At 57.0% G+C, this 21,068-nt stretch carries 18 protein-coding genes; all 18 read left to right on the top strand.

From position 1 onward, the window contains the following. Positions 1-158: 158 nt before the first annotated feature. The 18 genes from RLW55_RS16775 (at position 159) to RLW55_RS16690 (ending at position 21,065) form a co-directional block, all read left to right on the top strand. Entirely contained in the window at positions 159-1,313 is a 1,155-nt protein-coding gene (locus tag RLW55_RS16775; protein WP_423414829.1) for an acyltransferase family protein, read from the top strand. Positions 1,314-2,165: 852 nt separating this feature from the next. Next, positions 2,166-3,788, top strand: a complete 1,623-nt coding sequence (gene ccoN / locus RLW55_RS16770) for a cytochrome-c oxidase, cbb3-type subunit I (protein ID WP_423416429.1) — start codon at positions 2,166-2,168, stop codon at positions 3,786-3,788. A 12-nt stretch (positions 3,789-3,800) separates the two neighbouring features. Next, positions 3,801-4,535, top strand: a complete 735-nt coding sequence (gene ccoO, locus RLW55_RS16765; RefSeq protein WP_423414828.1) for a cytochrome-c oxidase, cbb3-type subunit II — start codon at positions 3,801-3,803, stop codon at positions 4,533-4,535. Between the two features lie 4 nt (positions 4,536-4,539). Then, on the top strand, positions 4,540-4,707 hold the full coding sequence (locus RLW55_RS16760; RefSeq protein WP_423414827.1) for a cbb3-type cytochrome c oxidase subunit 3: 168 nt from the start codon (positions 4,540-4,542) through the stop codon (positions 4,705-4,707). Positions 4,708-4,713: 6 nt separating this feature from the next. Next, positions 4,714-5,652, top strand: a complete 939-nt coding sequence (gene ccoP / locus RLW55_RS16755; RefSeq protein ID WP_423414826.1) for a cytochrome-c oxidase, cbb3-type subunit III — start codon at positions 4,714-4,716, stop codon at positions 5,650-5,652. Then, positions 5,649-7,136, top strand: a complete 1,488-nt coding sequence (gene ccoG, locus RLW55_RS16750) for a cytochrome c oxidase accessory protein CcoG (protein WP_414462522.1) — start codon at positions 5,649-5,651, stop codon at positions 7,134-7,136. The genes ccoP and ccoG overlap by 4 nt, the downstream gene beginning before the upstream one ends. A gap of 11 nt (positions 7,137-7,147) precedes the next feature. After that, positions 7,148-7,651: a FixH family protein gene (locus tag RLW55_RS16745; RefSeq protein WP_423414825.1), complete on the top strand. Its 504-nt coding sequence runs from the start codon at positions 7,148-7,150 to the stop codon at positions 7,649-7,651. Continuing rightward, positions 7,636-9,870: a heavy metal translocating P-type ATPase gene (locus tag RLW55_RS16740; protein WP_423414824.1), complete on the top strand. Its 2,235-nt coding sequence runs from the start codon at positions 7,636-7,638 to the stop codon at positions 9,868-9,870. Before RLW55_RS16745 ends, RLW55_RS16740 begins: the two co-directional genes overlap by 16 nt. Continuing rightward, positions 9,867-10,052, top strand: a complete 186-nt coding sequence (gene ccoS / locus RLW55_RS16735) for a cbb3-type cytochrome oxidase assembly protein CcoS (RefSeq protein WP_423414823.1) — start codon at positions 9,867-9,869, stop codon at positions 10,050-10,052. The genes RLW55_RS16740 and ccoS overlap by 4 nt, the downstream gene beginning before the upstream one ends. Then, on the top strand, positions 9,994-10,734 hold the full coding sequence (locus tag RLW55_RS16730; protein WP_423414822.1) for a sulfite exporter TauE/SafE family protein: 741 nt from the start codon (positions 9,994-9,996) through the stop codon (positions 10,732-10,734). Before ccoS ends, RLW55_RS16730 begins: the two co-directional genes overlap by 59 nt. Positions 10,735-11,205: 471 nt before the next feature. Next, positions 11,206-11,742: a hypothetical protein gene (locus RLW55_RS16725; RefSeq protein ID WP_423414821.1), complete on the top strand. Its 537-nt coding sequence runs from the start codon at positions 11,206-11,208 to the stop codon at positions 11,740-11,742. A 60-nt stretch (positions 11,743-11,802) separates the two neighbouring features. Further along, positions 11,803-12,540: a fimbrial biogenesis chaperone gene (locus tag RLW55_RS16720; protein WP_423414820.1), complete on the top strand. Its 738-nt coding sequence runs from the start codon at positions 11,803-11,805 to the stop codon at positions 12,538-12,540. A 9-nt stretch (positions 12,541-12,549) separates the two neighbouring features. After that, the gene (locus RLW55_RS16715) at positions 12,550-15,231 is read left to right on the top strand and encodes a fimbrial biogenesis outer membrane usher protein (protein WP_423414819.1); all 2,682 of its coding nucleotides are present in this window, start codon (positions 12,550-12,552) and stop codon (positions 15,229-15,231) included. Positions 15,232-15,413: 182 nt separating this feature from the next. Beyond that, the gene (locus RLW55_RS16710; protein ID WP_423414818.1) at positions 15,414-16,247 is read left to right on the top strand and encodes a hypothetical protein; all 834 of its coding nucleotides are present in this window, start codon (positions 15,414-15,416) and stop codon (positions 16,245-16,247) included. Positions 16,248-17,135: 888 nt separating this feature from the next. Next, the gene (locus RLW55_RS16705) at positions 17,136-17,579 is read left to right on the top strand and encodes an SET domain-containing protein (RefSeq protein WP_409563137.1); all 444 of its coding nucleotides are present in this window, start codon (positions 17,136-17,138) and stop codon (positions 17,577-17,579) included. Between the two features lie 411 nt (positions 17,580-17,990). Further along, the gene (locus RLW55_RS16700; protein WP_409563138.1) at positions 17,991-18,602 is read left to right on the top strand and encodes a TetR/AcrR family transcriptional regulator; all 612 of its coding nucleotides are present in this window, start codon (positions 17,991-17,993) and stop codon (positions 18,600-18,602) included. Between the two features lie 48 nt (positions 18,603-18,650). Then, positions 18,651-19,889 carry a patatin-like phospholipase family protein gene (locus RLW55_RS16695; RefSeq protein WP_423414817.1) on the top strand — a complete coding sequence of 413 codons (1,239 nt, stop codon included), beginning with the start codon at positions 18,651-18,653 and terminating at the stop codon, positions 19,887-19,889. Positions 19,890-19,898: 9 nt separating this feature from the next. Then, positions 19,899-21,065: an efflux RND transporter periplasmic adaptor subunit gene (locus RLW55_RS16690; RefSeq protein WP_409563140.1), complete on the top strand. Its 1,167-nt coding sequence runs from the start codon at positions 19,899-19,901 to the stop codon at positions 21,063-21,065. Positions 21,066-21,068 lie beyond the last annotated feature (3 nt).

Genomic DNA, 21,068 nt, shown 5'->3' with positions numbered 1-21,068 from the left:
CACATCAGATGTGCACTGAACGTCAAGGCAAGGATACGACTTGTCCCTGGTTTTGCGCTTGCCGCAGCGCGCGGTTGATAGATCTGCACTAAGCTCTTCTCTGGTCGTCCGTCTTAGCAGAGAGTTTGATTTTGACCGAACGACGCGGGGGAACGCACGTGAACGTCCATGTCGTGACGACATCGACGCGCAAGGATTTTGCGCTGGAAGGTCTGCGCGGTCTGGCATCAGTCACGGTACTCGTCTGGCATTTGATCCTCGGTTTCTATCCCGAACTCTTGGGCGATTACGGCCAGGTTATTTCTGGCTCCGGGATACGGGGCCATTTCTGGTTCGGCCTCGTCTACGGCAGCTCCGCGGTTACATTGTTCTTCGTGCTCTCAGGCTATGTTCTTACACTTCGGTATTTTGAATCCGGCGGAGATCTCAGGATCATTCAGCGGTCCGCAATCAAAAGGTGGCCGCGCCTTGCAGGCCCGGTATTGCTGGCCGTGCTGTTATCGTGGGCAATCGGGTTTCTGGGGCTGTATCGCTATGTCGAGGGCGGAGCGATCACCAAGTCGCAGTGGCTCATTGCGTTCGCCAACGGTGCAGCCGCTCCGGCGTTTTCAGACCGCTCGCTAGCAGACGCCCTCGGCCAGGGCATGTTCCTGACGTTCTTCCGCGGTGATAGTTACTTCGATACGAACATCTGGACGATGCGTCTCGAGCTTATCGGCAGCTTCATCGCATTCGGCATGGCGCCGATCCTTATTGGCCTCCGGCCCGTCGCCGCCGCAGTGGCGATCTTTGTAACGGTGATGCTGTGCAATTACAGCAACATTGCATTGATTGGCTTTCCCGTTGGTGTTGCGATGGCGCTCGTGCGCGCCCAAAACCACGCCTGGGAATGGAAAGTGCCGATAGCAGCGATTGCAATGATCGCGGCAATTTATCTTGCCGGATATTCTGGTATCGCTTCCCACGACTATGCTTGGCTCGGCAAATTTAATCAGATCTACGCCCACTGCGCGGCTGCAATCCTTGCGATCAGTGCGATCGAACTTTGCCCGCAAGTCAATAGCTACTTCTCAACGCGTTTTGCCCGGCTGTTGGGGGAGATGTCGTTTCCGCTTTATCTGGCACACATCCCGGTGCTCTGCTCGGTGGGATGCGGATTGCTTATCGAGAGCGGATCTCGCGCCCTCGCCATCATCGGCGTGATCATCACGTCGTTTGTTCTAGCGGCAGTGCTCGCCATCGCGAATGCCCGATGGCTTCGCCTCCTCAACGCGGCCGCCTCCAATGCTGGCTCCGGGGCAGGGACTCAATAAGGCACGAAACGACGCCGCTGAACAAATCACGGGCCTCGCTTCTGGGTCGCGATGATCTGTTCTGACGAAGCTGTGCGAGCCAAACAACTCTCAAATCGCCGGTGTGTACATTTTGCGCAGAAACCGGACGTAGCCGCCAGCCAACTCCTGCCATCGAGTACCGAACCACAGAGTCTGCTTATGGGATAAAGCAGCCTCCCGCGTTCAAGTTTTCTTTGCCGGGAAAGCGGACGGAAGCGCTCCAAGTGCATACTGCACCGCACTTGAGTAAAACATCCCATTAGCCGACATCGACTTGATGCTCGACCAAGCGGGCATTCACACGAACACGGATCTCCGCTTTCGGGGGCAAAGCGGAAGCCTTTCCGGCGCGCCGACAATCGATTTTTTGCTTCACTGCGGACATCGAGTGTTTTCGAGGTCGTGAGTGGTGCGACGCTGGTTCGCAACGGTTCCAAGCATTGGAGCATACCGTGCTTGCGCTATGGAAGTCACGATCTGACATGTCCGACTAGGGCTCACCAGCAGACACTTACCTTCGTCAGCGTGGCAAGCGCAGAGGTTCACAGGATAAGCATCTCTAGTGATGCAAAGCATAGGCCCGCGTTTTGTCGATGACCGAGCCGCCAGTGCCGCCCGGCAAGGATCGACTCTTGATGCTGCGCTGAGGGAAGTTTTTAGACGCAGCTTGCCAGCGGGCTCCGCCCCCTTTGACGCAAGTCAAAGCTCAATCCCGCAGGAATGATCAAGCAAATGGGCTAGTCAAAAATAACGTCCGCGTCCAATGGACCGGAAGCGGGGAGGATAACCGTGGAGAACACGGCGGGCGGAGGAAGATCCAGCGTCAACGACATGCCGGCTCTTGGAGCGGCTCTGCTCTTTGCGATTGTTGGATTGATTTTGGCCATTGCCGGTGTCGATGGCGGTATGCGTCTGCATGGGCTTTTTCTCCTAGGTGCGAGCGCAGCAGCAGCCCTTTACATCCTTTCTCACCCGACCACTCGACAAGAAAAAGTATCGGGCTACTTCGACAGACCCATTCGTGTCGCGACGATTGCTTGCGTGTTCTGGGGAGTCATAGGCTTTCTCGTTGGCGATATCCTTGCATGGCAGCTGGCTTTTCCATCGTTCAATCTCGATCTGCCTTGGACGAATTTCGGTCGGCTGAGACCTGTGCACACGTCCGCCGTCATCTTCGCATTCGGCGGCAACGCGCTGATCGCAACATCGCTTTATGTCGTACAGAGAACGTGCCGCGCGCGGCTTCCCGGCAGATGGGCGCCCTGGTTCGTCGTTTGGGGATATCAGCTCTTCATCGTGATAGCCGCCTCGGGATATGTGCTCGGCATCACGCAGGGAAAGGAATACGCGGAACCCGAATGGTATGCCGATATCTGGCTGACGATCGTATGGGTCACGTACTTGCTCGTGTTTCTCGGCACACTCAGAAAGCGCCAAGAACCTCACATCTACGTCGCCAATTGGTTCTATCTCGCCTTCATCGTGACGATCGCGATGCTGCATATCGTCAACAATCTGTCGCTGCCGGTTTCGCTGTTGGGCTCGGAAAGCTATCCGCTGTTCCCCGGCGTTCAAGGCGCAATGACACAGTGGTGGTACGGGCATAACGCGGTCGGCTTCCTGCTGACGGCGGGCTTCCTCGGCATCATGTATTATTTTATTCCGAAGCGCGCCGAGCGGCCTGTCTATTCCTATCGGCTATCGATCGTACACTTCTGGTCGCTGATCTTTCTCTATATCTGGGCCGGTCCGCATCATCTTCACTATACGGCGCTGCCCGAGTGGGCGCAGACGCTGGGCATGACGTTCTCGATCATGCTGTGGATGCCGTCATGGGGCGGCATGATCAACGGCCTGATGACGCTTTCAGGCGCTTGGGATCGTCTTAGGACCGACGCCGTGATCCGGCTGCTCGTCGTCTCCGTCGCGTTCTACGGTATGTCAACATTTGAAGGGCCGCTGATGTCGATCAAGGCCGTGAACTCGCTTTCTCATTACACGGATTGGACCATTGGACACGTGCATTCAGGCGCGCTCGGATGGGTCGGCATGATCTCATTCGGTGCTGTCTATTGCATGGTTCCCTGGCTATGGAAGCGCGATGGTCTTTATTCGATGCGTTTGGTCGAATGGCACTTCTGGTTCGCGATGATCGGCATCGTTCTCTACATCTCGTCGATGTGGGTTGCCGGCATCACGCAGGGATTGATGTGGCGCGCCTACGATCACCTCGGCTTCCTCAAATATTCGTTCATCGAAACGGTCGAGGCCCTTCATTGGCCTTACGTGATCCGTGCAACGGGGGGAATGCTCTTCCTGCTCGGGGGCCTGATCATGGCTTACAATATGTGGCGCACGATCAGAGGCGACAAACCCGTCGATATCAAGGATCAGCCTGGCGTGGCGGCCGCTCCCGAACTTCGTCCCGGCGTCGTCGCCGTGCCGGCTGAGTGACGGGAGCAAACGATGAACCACGCTATTTTCGAGAAGAACTCCCTCATACTTTTGATTGGTGCGCTGGTCGTTGTCTCTATCGGAGGCATCGTCGAAATCGCACCGCTTTTCATGTTGCGGTCGACCATCGAAAAGGTTGAAGGCATGCGCCCGTATTCGCCGTTGGAACTCGCTGGCCGCGATATCTACGTGCGCGAAGGCTGCTATAACTGCCACAGCCAGATGATCCGCTCCTTGCGCGACGAGATCGAGCGTTACGGCCATTACTCGCTCGCCGCCGAAAGCATGTACGATCACCCGTTCCAATGGGGATCGAAGCGTAACGGTCCGGACCTCGCCCGCGTTGGCGGGAAGTATTCCGACGCTTGGCACGTCGAGCACATACGAGATCCGCGCTCGGTTGTTCCCGCTTCCATTATGCCGGGCTATCCGTTCCTGGAAAAAACGCCCCTCAACTATGACAACATCGCCGCGCGCATGAAGACGTTGCAAGAGGTCGGGGTGCCTTATAGCGACGACATGATCGCCAATGCAAAGGCCGACGTCCTCGCTCAGATCGCTCCCGATACAAGCGGAGCGAAGACGCTGGTTCAACGTTATCCGAAGGCGCAGGTCAGAAGGTTCGACGGTCAGCCCGGCGATGACGTTCCGCCGAGTGAGCTCGATGCTGTCGTCGCCTATCTGCAGATGCTCGGAACGCTTGTCGATTTCACGAAATTCGACGCCAGCGGGTCCAACTTGCGGTGAGACCATGACTTACGATGAAGCACAGGTCGTCTCGCAACTCGTGTCGATGGCGATTTTCATGACTCTTCTCGTCGCGGCCTTCGTCTACGCGTTCCGCTCGTCCAACAAAGCAAAGTTTGAGCACGTGGCGAAAGCAGCAATCGATCAGGACGACAAGCTAGAGAAGCAGTGACAGCCCATGGCGAGCGAGAAGCGCATCGACGAAGTAACCGGCGCCGAAACCACGGGACACGTGTGGGACGGCGACCTGATGGAGCTCAACAAGCCGCTACCGCGGTGGTGGCTCTACACGTTCTACGCGTGTATCGTCTGGGCGTTCGGTTATTGGCTCGTCTATCCGGCTTGGCCGATGCTGAATGGCTATACGAAGGGGTTGTTCGGTTACAGCCAGCGCGGTGAGGTCGCAAAAGACGTCGCGTCAGCAAAGGCAACGCAAGATAAATATCGCGCCGCGATCGCCGCGATGCCGATTGCCGACATAAAAAAGAATCCCGAGCTATTCGAATTTGCCCGGGATGGCGGCGCCGCGATTTTCGGCGACAACTGCGCCCCATGCCACGGTCGTGGTGCGCAAGGCGCCATTGGGTATCCCAATCTCAACGATGACGATTGGCTGTGGGGTGGCGATCTTGAAAGCATCCAAAAGACGATTGCGCACGGCGCAAGGTCCGGCGATCCCGAAACCCACGATACGGCTATGCCACGGTTCGGTCTCGACAAGATCCTCGAGCCAGCTCAGATCAGCGACCTCGCCAATTATGTTCGTTCGCTCTCGCATCTTGATGTCGATGCCGCGGCCGCCTCGCGAGGTGGTGCGCTATTCGCAGACAACTGTGCGGCGTGTCACGGTACCGACAGCAAAGGCAACACCGACGTCGGTGCGCCGAATCTAACCGATGCTATCTGGCTTTATGGCAGCAGCCAGCAAGCGGTCGTGCGTAGCATCGAGACCGGCCGTGGCGGCATGATGCCGGCGTGGAACGGTCGCCTGGATCCCGTGGATATCAAGATGGTCGCGCTCTACGTCCATTCGCTCGGTGGCGGAAAACCCGAGCCGAAAAAAGACGACGAGGGCGAGGCCGAACATAAGAAAGAGGGCCATGAGGCGCCCAAATGACGATGATGGGTGGGCATAACAAGTCCATAGCTGATACGGACAACGGATCGTCCGGCGCGAAAGCTGCCGCGTCCAAGACAAGCGCTTACGCATCACATCGAAAGATATATCCGAAGGAAGCGCACGGCACATTCCGCGCCATCAAATGGGTCGCCTTAGGGCTCACGCTCGGCGTTTATTACATGTTGCCGTGGTTCAGATGGGATCGTGGACCGGGCCTTCCTAATCAAGCTTTTCTGCTCGACTTTGCCAATCAGCGCCTGCTGTTCGGACCGATCGAGATCTGGGCGCAGGAATTCTATTATGTGACGGGGCTGCTCGTTATCTCGGCCCTCTCGCTTTTTCTTGTAACCGCAATCGCTGGGCGCATGTGGTGCGGATATGCCTGCCCGCAGACAGTCTGGACGGATCTGATGATAGCTGTCGAGCGGTTCTGGCAGGGCGACCGCAATGCGCGCCTGCGTCTCGATCAGAGCGGCTGGTCATTCGAAAAGCTCTGGAAGAAAGCGGCGACGCATCTGACCTGGGGGTTCGTTGCTATCGCAACAGGAGGGGCTTTCGTCTTTTACTTTCGCGACGCGCCGACGCTCGCGGTCGAGCTCGTGCATGGGACTGCTTCGCCAATAGCATATGCTTTTGTCGGCGTGTTCGCCTTCACGACTTATATACTTGGTGGCATTGCGCGGGAGCAGGTCTGTATCTACATGTGCCCGTGGCCACGCATCCAAGGAGCAATGCTAGATCACGATTCCCTCTTCATTTCGTATCGCGAGGTTCGCGGCGAGCCGCGCGGATCACATAAGCGCGATGAAAGCTGGGAAGGGAGGGGCGACTGCGTCGACTGCAAGGCTTGCGTCGCCGTCTGTCCGACGGGCATTGACATCCGCGACGGTGCGCAGCTCGAGTGTATTCAATGCGCGCTATGCATAGATGCATGCGACGAGATCATGGATCGCGTGGGTCGTCCGCGCGGATTGATCGCCTATACGACGGCTGCCAACCTTGCGAACGCTACCAAAGGTCCTCGTGACGGATGGCGGATCGTACGGCCGCGAACGATCCTCTATTCGGTCCTGATTGTTGCAGTCGGAGGCCTGATGGTCTGGTCGCTGCTCAATCGCGCCGATACACAGCTAAGCGTCGCGCCCGATCGCAATCCGCTGTTCGTTACGCTGAGCGACGGCGGTCTGCGCGATGGTTATACGGTGAAGATCACCAACAAGCTCCAAGCGACACGGCATTTCAAAATTTCCGTTTTAGGTCTTGAGAGAGCCCAGCTCCAGTTCGTGGAATTCGACGAACAGGACCCAGTGATCGACGTCAAACCCGCGGAGGTTCGGGCGGTGAAGTTCTTCGTCTTGATCGAGCCTTCGGAACGGAGAGAACTCAAAGGAGATTCGACACCCATCACGATTACTGTGACGGACACCGCAACAGGTCACACAACTTCACGTTCAACGACGTTCAGCGGGCCACCGTCATGAAACAAGCTGCCATGAAACAAGCCCTTCCAGTACGAAGTGGGATCAATGGCTGGCACGTGCTTTTCGGCATGATCGCCTTCTTTGTCACCGTCACTGTGGTCGACAGCGTGATGATCTACGATGCCATTTCGACCTTCGGAGGCGACACGCCTGACGCTTACCGGACGGGCCTGCGTTACAACCAGCGCATCGCCGACGAGCGCCGGCAGGATGAGCTCGGTTGGACGGAAGCAACAAAATTCGACAGCGCCACCGGTGTCTTCAGTGTCACGCTGAAAGATCGCGAGGGACGCAGCATCGACGATCTGCAAATCAGCGGAAGCATCGGCCGTCCCGCCACGGACGTGGCGGATCGCAATCTCGTTCTCGCCGCGGCGGGGGAGGGAGGCTACACGGTCACATTGCCGAATTTGGCCGAAGGTAACTGGGATATTTCCTTGTTCGCCAGCCAGGGTGACGCCGCTCATCGTAGCGTCGTTTATCGATCCAAGGTGCGGCTATGGAAGCAGCCCTGATCAATTCATTATCGCCGCAACGACGCGCGCCGGCTGATAACACAACGGCGAACGTCGAGACGATAACGTTGTCTGTCCCGGATATCGTCTGCGGAACATGCATCCACACCGTAGAGACGGCGCTGAGAAGCGTTCGAGGCGTTTCAGCGTCCCGAGCCAACCTCGCTCTGCGCCGCGTCACTGTCACTCTCCGCCGTCAGACGGACGGCTCGAGTCCCGATGTGCCTGATCTCGTCGCGGCGTTAAAGGCCGTAGGCTACACAGCCGCGGAGCTTGTCGAAGGCGCCGAAACATCCGCATCGCGAGGGCGAACGAGCGAGCTCATTCCCCGTCTCGGCGTTGCAGGCTTCGCGGCGGCCAATATCATGTTGCTGTCGGTATCTGTCTGGTCGGGCGAAGTGTCCGACATGGACAGCTCGGTCCGCGATCTCTTTCATTGGGTATCAGCGCTTATAGCCCTGCCGGCCATCGCTTATGCCGGGCAGCCATTTTTTCGCTCGGCTTTCTCGGCCCTGAGCGCCAGCCGCCTCAACATGGATGTGCCGATCACTCTCGGTATCATCCTCGCGACGGCGATGAGCCTATTTCAGACGATACGCGGCTCCGACCAGGTCTATTTCGATGCCGCGATGACACTCGTCTTCTTCCTTTTAATCGGCCGGGCGCTTGACGAAAGCATGCGCATGCGCGCCAGAGGGGCCGCAGAAAATCTGCTGAGCCTTCGCGCCATGAGCGCGACCGTGGTTTCCGAAGACGGCTCGGTGCGCTTGCTTCCCGCACGCACCCTTTTGCCTGGTATGCGCGTCGCCGTCGCCGCTGGAGAGCGTATCCCTGCCGACGGCATCGTTGCCTCAGGTGTCAGCGAAGTCGACGAGAGTTTGATCACCGGCGAAACCGTACCCCGGAGCGTTACATTGGGCGCTCACGTTCACGCCGGCACCGTCAACGGCGGCGGAACTTTGCACATTCGTGTCAGCGTCACCGATGAGAACACGTTGCTTGCCGAAATCGGCCGCCTGATGCTCTCGGCCGAGCAAAGCCGCGGTCGCTATGTGCGGCTCGCCGACAGGGCGGCTCAGCTCTACGCACCAGCCGTTCACGTTCTCGGGCTATTGACGTTCACGATATGGATGATGCTTGGAAGCGGATGGGAAGTTTCGCTTACTCACGCCATCGCGGTGTTGATCATAACGTGCCCGTGCGCGTTGGCGCTCGCGGTGCCTGCGGTTCAGGTCGCGGCGATCAGCAGGCTCTTCAGTCGAGGCGTCATCGTGAAGGCGGCCGATGGTCTCGAGCGGATGGGCGAAATCGACGGCGTGGTCTTCGACAAGACGGGTACGTTGACACTCGAGCAGATCGCGCTGGCCGACGACCAGAATATCGAGTCTGGTCTTCTGGCCCGTGTTGCTTCACTCGCAGCTGCGAGCCGGCATCCCTATGCGCAAGCCATCGTTCGCGCCGCGCGTGACCGCGGGATCGCCATCAACGCGATCGAGGGCGTCCGCGAGGTTCCGGGCTCCGGGCTTTCATATGTCGGGGACGGACGCGAAGAGCGGCTCGGCTCGGCGCATTGGGCCGGCGCCGCTATCAATCAGAATGTCGAGGCCTCTCTCTGGTATAGGTCTGCCGATGAAGCGGTGATCGGCTTCCGTTTCATCGATCGCATTCGGCCCGACGCGCGTGAGACGGTCAAAACACTGCGAGATGCCGGCTATGCCGTCGAATTGCTGTCAGGCGACCGGCCGCAAGCCGTCGCGCGCGCCGCAGCCGCGTGCGCGATATCCGATTGGCAGGGAGCGCTGCGCCCATCCGAGAAGCTTCAGCGCATTGGCGATTTACGCGCGAATGGTCACAAGACGCTGATGGTTGGCGATGGGCTGAACGATGCCCCCGCACTGGCGGCGGGATATGCCTCAATGTCGCTCGCCTCGGCCATGGATATCAGTCAGGCGGCGGCAGATGCCGTATTTCAAGGCGATCGCTTGGGCCCGATTATCGAAGCACTGAAGGTTGCGCAGGCGGCACGCCGAATGGCTTTTCAAAATTTTGCGATCGCGATTGGGTACAACGCAGTCTTCGTTCCAATTGCGATGCTCGGACATGTGACGCCCTTGGTCGCTGCGCTCGCTATGTCGACATCGTCGATCGTCGTAACCACAAACGCGCTCCGTCTCAGGACAAAGAAACTTCGTCTGCGGCCAGTCAGGAGGAGCGTATGACATCTCTCGCGTGGCTTATACCTGCAGCATTAACGCTCGGTCTCATGGGACTTGCCGGTTTTTTATGGGCGCTGCGCAACGGCCAGTTCGAAGATCTGGAGGGTGCCGGTTGGCGCGCCCTGGATGATGGAGAGCCTGCGAACACAGCCGTGCAGGAAGAACCTACGGACCGCCATGCCTGAGTCGCTGCTCATATCGGGGTTCGCATTCGGTCTTGCAAGCGCTCTTCATTGTGCGGCGATGTGCGGTGGCATAGCGTGCGGCGCGTTGCTGCTGCTCGACGCACCGACACCCAAAGAGCGATATCGGCAATTGGCCATCATGCAGGCTGGCCGCATCACGACATACGCAACCTTAGGCGCAGTCGGAGGCGCGATAGGCGCCGGACTTGCAGCACGCCGAGGCGGAATAAGCTTCGAGATCATGCAATGGGCCGCCGCCGTCTCTCTAATCTGGATGGGGCTTGTTCTTGCCGGTGCTATGCCACGTCTTTCTTTCCTGGAACGCGGAGTGTCTTACCTCGCCCAAGGGTTTGATACGATCGCTGCGCCACTCAGAACGAGGCGAACGGCCGGACCATACGTGTTAGGCGTCGCATGGGGGCTCAATGCCTGTCCGATGCTCTACGGGGCGGTATTCTTTTCTTCGCTGACAGGCTCTGCCTTTCACGGATTTCTATTCATGACCGGATTTGGGCTTGGCACATTACCGGCTGTCTTTGCTGCCGCGAGTGGTTTGACCTTCCTGCGCACGATAAACGCCAAATGGCCTGTGCGGTTCGCAGCTGGCATGGCCTTAGCCCTAGCCGGATTTGCTACCATCTATGTGCCCTGGCCAGCTATCAAGGGAATCTGCTTGCATTGAGACCGAAGCAGAAGGCCGGTCTTTAGCCAAAGCAGACATCCGCAAAAACTGCGAAAATACCTGCTGATGTGCTCCGCCGATGAACGCTTTCTCGGCAAAGCGGCTCTGGCATACATGTCTCCCCACGGGCCTAAACCGCTTCTAGGAAATTGTACGAATTCCTGAGCGTGCGCTTTATCTCTGCTTCTGAAAATTAGGAGAAGTGGCAGTGAGTTCCGGCGACTATCGCTTCTGACCTAAGGCGGTCATATCGATATCGTTGTGATGCAGAGAAAGCGGACATGAAGTGCAGATCGCGTGAGACCGCTCCTGCCCTTGACGACTTGTGATCCCATCAAGACCGCGGTTGATATGAAGGTCGGGCATAGCTTTTCGGGCCGCCTAAAAAAGGCATTAACCCGCCGTTAAGCGTTCAATCGCAACCTCTAATGGTAATCGAATCGCATTTTTATACATTTCAAGGTGACAATTATGCTCACCATCCGATTTTGGGTCTTCGCCGGTGGGGTGATGGCAGCTGTTAGCCCGGCCTTTTCCCAGGCCGCGCAACAGCAAATCCAAATTACGGCGACGGTCAATAAGGCTTGCACCATCAACGGGGCGTCGACCGGCACTCTCGATACCGCCACGATACCGATTGATGCGTCTGGCAATGTCGTGACCGGAGCCATCACTCCGGCTAACGCGCCCTATGCGAATGTTATCTGCAATGCTCCCTCGACGATCCAACTGACGTCTCAAAATGGTGGCGTAAAAAATACTGCGACCCCGCCTTCCGGCTACACCAACATTATCGACTATCAAGCGTCAGCGACCTGGAACAGCGCGACGGCGACCATCGACACAGCTACAATTCCCACGGCAACCGGAACGGAGTCCGGGATAGCACAACCCGTGTCGGCGGGATCTGGCTCCCTCCAAGTCACCATTAATCCAGCAGCCAATTCATCCTCGCTCGTTGGCGGGACATACTCAGACCTTCTGACGGTACTTTTGACACCTCAATAAGCGCGTTCCAGTCGCGTCATTTCAGTAAAAAACTCGAACGACGATGATAGGGCGCACTCAATGCGATTTCCCGTCCGGCGCTTTGCTGCCTATCTTTTCTTTCTATTCTGCGGGATCCCGCCGTCCTTAGCGATGACGGTTACACCGATGCAGATCGAAATGTCGTCGACCGGACGGCTAAGCCGCGGCGTGATCACCGTTGTCAATGACAGCGAAGTTCCGCTTCCCGTCGAGATCGTCGTCAAAAGAGCAAACCTCGATCCACGTGGCGTGCCGCACCTTTCCAACGCGGGTGACGAGTTTCTTGTAATGCCCCCGCAAGCGCTGATCCCTCCCGGCGCCACGCAAAATTTTCGTCTTCAATGGTTAGGAGAGCCACTGCTCGAAAAAAGCGAGAGTTACTTTTTCTACGTCAATCAAATTCCAGTCAAACTCTCGGGGAGCCGTCACGACGTCCAACTGGTTTTCAGCGTTGGAGTCATGGTGAACGTCGCTCCTCCGCGAGGCCAGCCCGCGCTGAATGTCGTCGGCAACAGCATCGTAACCGACAAAGGCGGCCGACGTTATCCCGCCATCACCGTGGAAAACCCGACGAACGTCCATGCGTTATTTCCGAAATCCGTTGTCCAAGTATCGAGTGGGAGTTGGTCTGACACAATATCGAGCGGTGAACTCGCGCAGTTCATAGGTATCGGTTTGGTACAGCCTGGCCATCGGCGACGCTTCGTATTGCCCGTTCCCCTGCCACCAGGCGCGACCTCAGTGCAGTGCAGACTTCAATTCGATCCTCGACGCTAGGCATGCGTCATGTCTGCGGCAGCCCCATTCTCGCGGAGTACCGGCAAGAGACAAAGGATATTTCAGTACGTATCGCTGCTGCCCCTGCAGATTACCCTGGTAGTGATGCTGAGTAGTACGCTCGCCGTGAGTGCCACGACCGCAGGCGCCGTAGAATACGCGAAGCCCATCTCTTCTCTCCTGAACTCGACAGGAAAAGCCATCGATATGGAGGTGCCGCTCACGACCAATGGAAAAGAACTGGGCGACATCGCGATACGAATTAATCCGGATGACACGCTGCTGATCAACCGCTCCGCGATAATGTCGATGCTGGCAACTCTGCTCGACGGGAAATCCCGCGAAGATTTGGCTGCCATTCCATCTAAGGGGTACTTTATCGCGCTGACCGATGTGGAAGCGGCTGGGTTTGACATTCGTTTTGATCGCTCCTTGCAAGAACTGCAGTTCAAATCGCGCGTTGCGCAGTTGGCCACGACCGATATCTCTTTGGGGAAACAGCGTCGCGCGCCATTGAGCTCAACGCTTGCCGAGCCGGCTCGCACGTCGGGCTATGTGAACCTCTATGCGAGCCTCGACCATCAGTGGGAGACGAGCTATCCGGCGCATGAGGGGGGCGATACAAGCGGCAGGCTAGAAATGAACTCTGCCGTACGAATTGGTCAGTTCGTGTTCGAGAATAGCGGCGTGCTGACGGGAACCGTCGATGTCAACGTCTGCCCGACGCAGGCTATCTGCACCTATCAGCATACCCCCGGATTCAAGCGCCAAATGTCCCGCTTGGTTTATGATATGCCTGCCGAGCGAATTCGCTCCGAGCTTGGCGATGTCGAACCGCTCGGCATCGGGTTTCAGCAGTCTCCCGAGCTTCTTGGCTTCTCGTTTGAGAAATCCAGTCGCAAGCTGACGCCAGGGGATACGTTGGAACCAGCAGGAGGTGGCTCTTTCACAATCAATCAGCCCTCCAAAGTCGAGATAATCGTCAACGGAATCGTTCAACAACAGCTCCGCCTGGACCCAGGAAGGTACAATCTCCGCGATCTTCAATTGGCAACGGGTGCGAACAATATCGATGTCGTCATCACCAACGACGCAGGCTTGCAACGAACCGTACGATTTACCGCATTCTTCGACGCCAGCCTGCTGGCTCGCGGAAAAAGCGAATGGGGCCTCACAGGAGGGCTACCATCATACTTGCGCGACGAAAGCCGGGATTACCTTCCAGACCTTTACATGGCGAGTGGCTATTTTCGTTATGGCATCTACGACGGAGTGACTGCTGAGGGCGACATTCAGGCAAACAAATACGTCGCGATGGCTGGAACAGGCGCTTTGGTCGATACCAGCATCGGCCTTGTAAATCTGCGCACCGCGATGTCGGCAGGACAGCCCGGAATAGGCGCAGCATTCGGGTTGGACTGGAGCGTTGTAAACTTTGCGGGCCTACTTGCCGCCAGCGGTGAAAGCTTTCGCTTCTCGAGCGAGTATCGCAGTCCTCATTTTCACTCTCCCGGCGACATCAACACAGCGGACACCGGCATTCTCTTTCCCGAATGGAATTATTGGCTGAACCTCAGCGCGACGTGGTCAGCTCCCGTCAGCAACGAGACGACCATGGCGCTCTCCGCGCGTTACCAATTCGTCAACAACGCAGAATTCGGCCAATCGATCTATGACTGGAACACTGATCGGTATGGCGCCGACGTGACGTTCTCCCGTCCGCTGACCCGATCACTTTCGGGCAGCTTGACCATCGGTGTTTCCAACGAAACTTTCTTGGCTACTCTCGAGCGCGTGCGCGATCCCAGCCCCGAGTTCCGCATCGGCGTCCGTCTATTTGATAGGCCCGACGATTTTACAAGTGTTACTGCCGGCTACGACTCGATTGATACACAGACTGATGTTTCCGCTTATCGCAGCCAGGGCAACGGCCTCGGTCGCTGGGACACGAGCGTCTATGTTCAGCATAGCGACTACAACGCCCAGGCGTCCGTGAGCGCGAGCGCGGGTTATTATGGCAACCGTGGGCAAGTAAGGATCATTCAGAATTCCGGCTTTGAAGGCATCTCGTACTCGAACTTCGACGTTGAGCCGGGACCAGAGAGAACATCTTTACAAGTAGGTACGGCGATTGCTTTTGCAGACGGTAAGATCGCTATCGGAGCTCCTATAACGGGAGACGCGTTCGCGATTGTCTATCCTCATCCGTCAATAGAGAACAATGACATCACCGTCGGCGATAACGACAATATCAAGGCGATCGCGGATCAATGGGGACCGGCCTTGGTAACGTCGCTACCGGCTTATGCGCCTTTCACCATTCCCGTGGACGCGGATAATTTACCGGCTGGATACAGCCTCGGCGCTGCGGCTTTCGATACATTTGCTCCGTTCAAAGCCGGTTACGCCCTTGAAGTTGGCTCCGACTACTCCGTGTCGGCTTATGGAACGCTCGCTTTGGCGAACGGAGAGCCGGTTTCGCTGGTGAGCGGTGTCGCGCGATCGGTCAACCACCCCGAGAAAACCGTAACGATTTTTACGAATGCGGCCGGACGTTTCGGTGCCGACGGTTTGGCGCCCGGAGGCTGGCTTATCGAAATGCAAACTGACGGAACTCCGACAACGTTTGTCCTTGACGTCCCAGCGGGAACGAAGGGCCTGTTCAAAGCAGGAACGCTCCATCCAAAATGAAAATCAAAGCGACATCCCGTCCGGCACTTCTAGGCTTCGCTATAGCGGTTGCCTGCGCATGTGGATCGCAACAAGCTCAGGCGGTCTGCGCAATTCTTTCCTCTTCTGTCAGCCCTCTGAGTATCAGCACGGGAACGTATTCCCCGCCGAATGCGCCAAGTCCGCAATCTCTCACAATCACTGTGAGCGGCACATATCTCGCAGCACTGGGAGACCTCGCCGGCGGCTGCGCGATCGCCGTCGCCTTTAACCGCTCTTCTTTGCCCGCATCAATGGCGCTCACGTCCGGCGGTTCGGCTTCGATGCCGTATACGCTGCAGTCGGCGTCCTCCGGCGGCAATAGCCTGCTTTACACCGGCAGTGGGCTTCCGGCCCAGTCAAACTCACTGCTTTTGAATTTTCCCGCGTCAACCTTGAGCATCGCCTCTTTTTCCGTCTCAGGAACAGTGTGGGCGCTCGCACAACCGATCGATCCTCAGCAGGCTGGCAGTTATCTTGACAATCTGACGGTCCGAGTCTTCTCAAGCACCCTTGCTGGAATTCTGCAAGGACAAGTGTCGAGCCAAACATTCACCGTCACAGGGCAAGTCGCCAAGTCCTGCACCATCGGCGGCCTGTTTCACCCCGCCGCAGACACCGCCACGATTCCGGTAACGGCAGGCGGACAAGTGGTGACAGCCGTGATCAACAAGTCCTACGCCAATGCTGTCTGCAATACACCGTCGTCACTGCAGCTCACCTCACAGAATGGCGGCGTGACGACAGCGAGCACGGCAGCAGGTCTCCAGAATTTCATAAATTACAGTGCGTCAGCGAGCTTCTCGGGCGCCTCTGCCTCGATCGATACTGCAACCAATCCCGCGACTGGCGCGCAAGAATCAGGCAGTCCGGCGTCCACATCCGGGAGCCTTCCGTCAGGAACGCTATCTGTGTCCGTTGTCCCCCAGCTCAACAGCAAAACACTGGTGGCGGGACCCTATGCTGACACGCTGACGATAACGATCACACCTCAGTAGCGTTTGCATGCGTGGAACGGCTGCGCCGATCAGACTGGCACGAAGCACGGGATTTCGTAGCAGATCCTGCTGAAGTCGACTCCAGCGTTTGTTCCTCCCGCCGCATCAATGTTCGCCGTCTCCTACGAGATCGCCTTTGTTTCGTTCAGGATGGCGAGGAGGCGCCGGCGCTTTCAGCGTCGCTTCGAAGCATATGACGTTTTCCAAAAAAAACTGGCTCTCGAAGCGTGCCTGATACCCTTGTTTTTCGAGCACGCTCCTCAGCTCATCAAACTACACCGAGTCCGCCGCGTAGAACTAAACATGGGCGTGATGAGCACGCAGAATAGTCTCATCGACGCATCTCATAACACCAATAGTGAACCAGGTGAGACCCGTACCCTCATTGCTGTAACCGGTGATGATGACTTGCTTGGAAACCAAAATGACCGCTTTTGGGATAAAGCGGCAATGTCGAGATGCCGGTGCGACAGGCCAACCTTCGATTTGGAGCGATAAGTGCGCATCATGCGCTCGTTTGTGGACTGATTTGTGGACTAATCCGGGGAGCTCGAAAAAAGTAAATAAAATCAATAACTATAGGAGGAATCCCTCTCCACCAACAGACCCGGCACGTGGGTCAAGGCGCGAACCGCCAAACTACTTGGCCTCGCCGCAAATGCCATTACCAAGGCAACCATCCTCGGCGTCCTCGAGGACGGCAGTGGTTTGCAACTCATCATCGTGTGCAAGACATCCCCCAGACGTGTCCTCCGTGGATGGCGCGGCGGAACATGGGTCTTGGCGCCTACGTTGCCATCGAAATCGACGAATCCAGAAATGCCGATTCAGCAAGGGATTGATGCGGCACATCAACTTTCCGCTTGATGCTACTCCCACGCTCGGAATATGGCGCTGCTTGCCAGAAAACAGAGCAGGGCATCCTCCGCCATGACGCGACGCTTCATACCTGCGTACTTTCGTCTTGCTATCCGCCGCTCGTTGAGTGGCAGAGGTCTTTTCGCTGAGGAACGCATACCTAAAGGATCATGCGTCGTCGAATATCTCGGACGCCCTGCCACTGCCAAACAGATGAAAGAGAATCGCGGGAAGTACCTTTTCTGGACGAGCGAGACGAGCATGATCGACGGGAACATACCGGCGAATACAGCTCGCTTTATCAACCACTCCTGTGCGCCGAATTGTGAAGTCGATATCCACAAGCGTCGCGTATATGTCTTTGCCCTCCGCGACATCGCGCCCGGCGAAGAGCTTTCCTACGATTACGGCGAGGAATATTTCGAGATGCATCTGGCGGAAAGATGTCGCTGCACTAAGTGCTCCCGATTGTGAATTTCCGCAAACCTCGGCATCCGCGAATGGCGAGGGCGCTACTCATTCCGCTATGCGCCGGTCCTTACATAAGGCGCTCCGATCCACCGGTCGTCGAGGTCCCGCCTGCTGTACGCGCGGTACCGCCCTGATGCTATGCAGGACACTTCCCGCGATGTCCAGGACATGTTGAAGCGCTGTGGCTGGAGCTTCCGGACTACGCTAGCGGCTTCACTCCAACGAGGCTCACATTGTCTGGCGGCCGATGGCGGTGCGCTTGAACGTGCCGGCCGTCGGCGTAAAGGGGTTCGCTATTTTGCCACAATTTTGGACTTTACAGTCCAATCTAAAAAATAAGCATGCGTCTGTTTGATGGTTTGATCCGAGATGCGCAGAAAACAAAAAATTCACGCAAGCAAACGCGATGCGATCATGGACGCAGCGGCAGATCTCTTTGTCTCGTATGGGTACGACGGCGCTAGCATGGAGATCATCGCTGAGGCGGCTGATGTCTCGCGCCAGACGATCTACAATCAGTTCGAGAGCAAGGAGGCGCTATTTCGCGCCATCATTGACAATCTCGTAGATGAGTTCTTGGCGCCCTTGGCAAAGTCGAGCCGACGCACGAGTGTTCGCGAGACACTAATTGCGTTTGCCGAGCACACTCTTGATCTCTTGGTCCGCCCCAAATTCGTTGGCCTCTATCGCTTGACGCTCACCGAGACCACGCGGTTTCCGGACTTCGGTCCTTCCGTTTACGAGGCTGGTGCGCTCCGAGCGCAGGAGACGGTGGCGCTATACCTTCGCGAGCAGGCGCAAAGCGGCAATCTTGAATTGGCCGATCCCTTCCTCGCAGCTGGTCAGTTTATGGCACTGGTAGGTCGGGATACGGAACTCAAAGCTCTTTTCGGGGTCGAATCTCACCTCTCTTCCCAAGAGATCCGGCGGCGGGCCAAGGCCGGTGTCGATGTGTTCTTGAAGGCGTATGGGACAAGGGACGTGGTCCTGCCATCCAGAGTTCGAAGACCATTGCGATTGAGGTAGGCGATGTTTTCGAGGGGGGAGAGCAAAGGTGACCGGAGCAGGTTCGTAGTGCACGCTACGTTGCTTTTGGCCGCGATGCTTCTTGCTTTTCTCAATGCTGGTTGCGCAGCGACGCTTCCTCGCATCACCGTTCCAGAGACGCTAGTCGACGAAGCTCATCTAAGTGGAATGGAAGGTGTTCGCATTTGGGGAGATGCGTCTGAGGAATCTCTGCGGCAGCTGGTGCGGGCGGAGGCTCCCAAAATGCAAGCCCTCATGCAATCGCGCACGCGTCAGGGCGAACGTCCTGTCATCAATATCGCTGCTATATCAGGCGGTGCCGACGATGGTGCATTCGGAGCAGGACTTTTGGTTGGCTGGAGTGATGCTGGCACGAGGCCCGATTTCGATCTCGTCACAGGTGTGAGCGCAGGGGCGCTGATCGCTCCGTTCGTATTTCTTGGACGGCGGAAGGATGCTGAGCTCCAAGATATTTTCACCAAGTATACGCAACAGGACATCTTCACGAAAAACGTCATATCCGGGTTGGTTGGGGGCCCGGCTTTAGCTGACAGTTCTCCTCTTGCGCGTCTTATCGCCAGATATGTCGACAAGAAGTTCCTGCGTGAAGTTGCCCGTGAGCGGGCTAAGGGGCGCATCCTCTTGGTCGGAACAACGAACCTCGATGCGCAGCGTCCAGTGCTTTGGGACATGGGACGCATTGCGATGAGTGATAATCCTGAAGCTCTTGGTTTGTTTCGGAATGTCTTATTGGCCTCCGCCTCTATTCCCGGCGTCTTTCCCCCTGTGCACATTCAAGTCCGTGCGGACGGCAGGACGTATGACGAGATGCATGTCGATGGTGGCGTGACCCAGCAGGTGTTTGTGGCACCGCCTTCTTTGTCGCTCAAAAGTGCCGGACTAGGATCAAAGCCATTGGCCAGACGGGTTTTCATCATCCGAAATGGCAAGATAAGTCCCGAGTGGCAACCCGTGGAGGCGAACACGCTATCCATTACGGGGCGCTCGATCTCAACGCTCATCAAGAACGAAGGCCTCGGCGATCTCTACCGCATCTATGCGACCGCCAAGCGCGATCACATGGACTTCAATCTCGCAGCTATCCCCGCAAACTTCGAAATGAAAAGTCCGGCGCCGTTCGATCAAAAATACATGCGAGCACTCTATGATGTCGGTTATCGCTCGGGACGCCTCGGTTTTAAATGGATGAAGGCGCCGCCGGGTCTTGAAGAACAACCCATCTCCCAGACAAAAGCTCGAGATTTAGCTGTGTCTACGAACAATTGAGGACCACGAATGACGTCAGCAATAGCATTGAGGTTTGCCAAGCAATTTGCGGCGGCAAGCTTCGTCTTTTTTCTCGCTTCCCCTGTATTTGCGCAGGTCCCGGGTGGTCCGCCGGTCGTCGGCTATGTCGTTGCTGAAAAGAAGCCGGTCACGCAAATACAGGAGTTCATCGGGCGCATCGAAGCCGTCAATAAGGTGAATGTCGTCGCGCGTGTCTCTGCGGAACTTGAGGAAGCGCCGTTCAAGGAGGGCACAGAAGTCAAGAAGGGAGACATTCTTTATCAGCTAGAAAAGCCGCCCTATGAAGCGGCCGTTGAAAGCGCGAAGGCATCTGTCGATCAATTCCGTGCGCTCCTTCGCAACGCCGTTTTGACCACGGAGCGCTATAAAAAACTTTTGTCCAGCCCCGCGGGCCAGCAATCGAGCGTCGATAGCGCGCTCGCACAGCAGCAATCTTATGAAGCCCAGATGCTCGGCGCCCAAGCGCAGCAAAAGACGGCCGAGATCAACCTCGGCTATACCACCATCCGATCGCCAATCGACGGTAAGGTTGGACGCATCGCCGTCACGGTCGGAAATATCGTGGGACCGACTTCGGGCACGCTGACCACCATCGTCAGCCAAGACCCAATGTATGTGACATTTCCGGTCCCATCGCCGACGTTGCTTGAACTCGGGCGAATGTACGCGTCAAAGGGAGGCTTCGACGCGGTTGTTCTTCGTATCCGCCTGCCGGACGGCACTCTCTACGCTGAAAAAGGGAAGCTTGATTACGTCGATCCTTCGGTCGCAACCAATACGGACACCGTCACGGTACGGGGAACCATTCCCAATCCGCTTCGCAAGTCTGGAAATGAATCGCTTCGCCCGTTGATTGATGGAGAATTCGTCACTGCTCTCGTCGAGGGCGTCGAGCCGGTCGTCGCTCTGGCAATTCCAAGGTCAGCGGTTTTGTCCGATCAGCAGGGCGATTACGTTTACGTTATCAGCGCTGACAATGTCGTAACCCAGCGGCGAATTCAACTTGGCCAGTCGACGGCCGCCGTCGCGATGATTTCTGCCGGACTGAGTGAAGGGGAAAAGGTCGTAACCGAAGGCATCCAGCGCGTTCGCCCCAATCTCAAAGTCGCCCCGCAGCCTGCCGGGCCCGATCCAATCAAAGCGAATGGTCAATAAGCC

The sequence above is a fragment of the Hyphomicrobium sp. B1 genome (assembly GCF_049532635.1).
Taxonomy (GTDB): domain Bacteria; phylum Pseudomonadota; class Alphaproteobacteria; order Rhizobiales; family Hyphomicrobiaceae; genus Hyphomicrobium_B.
This window is presented reverse-complemented; position numbering and strand designations above follow the sequence as displayed.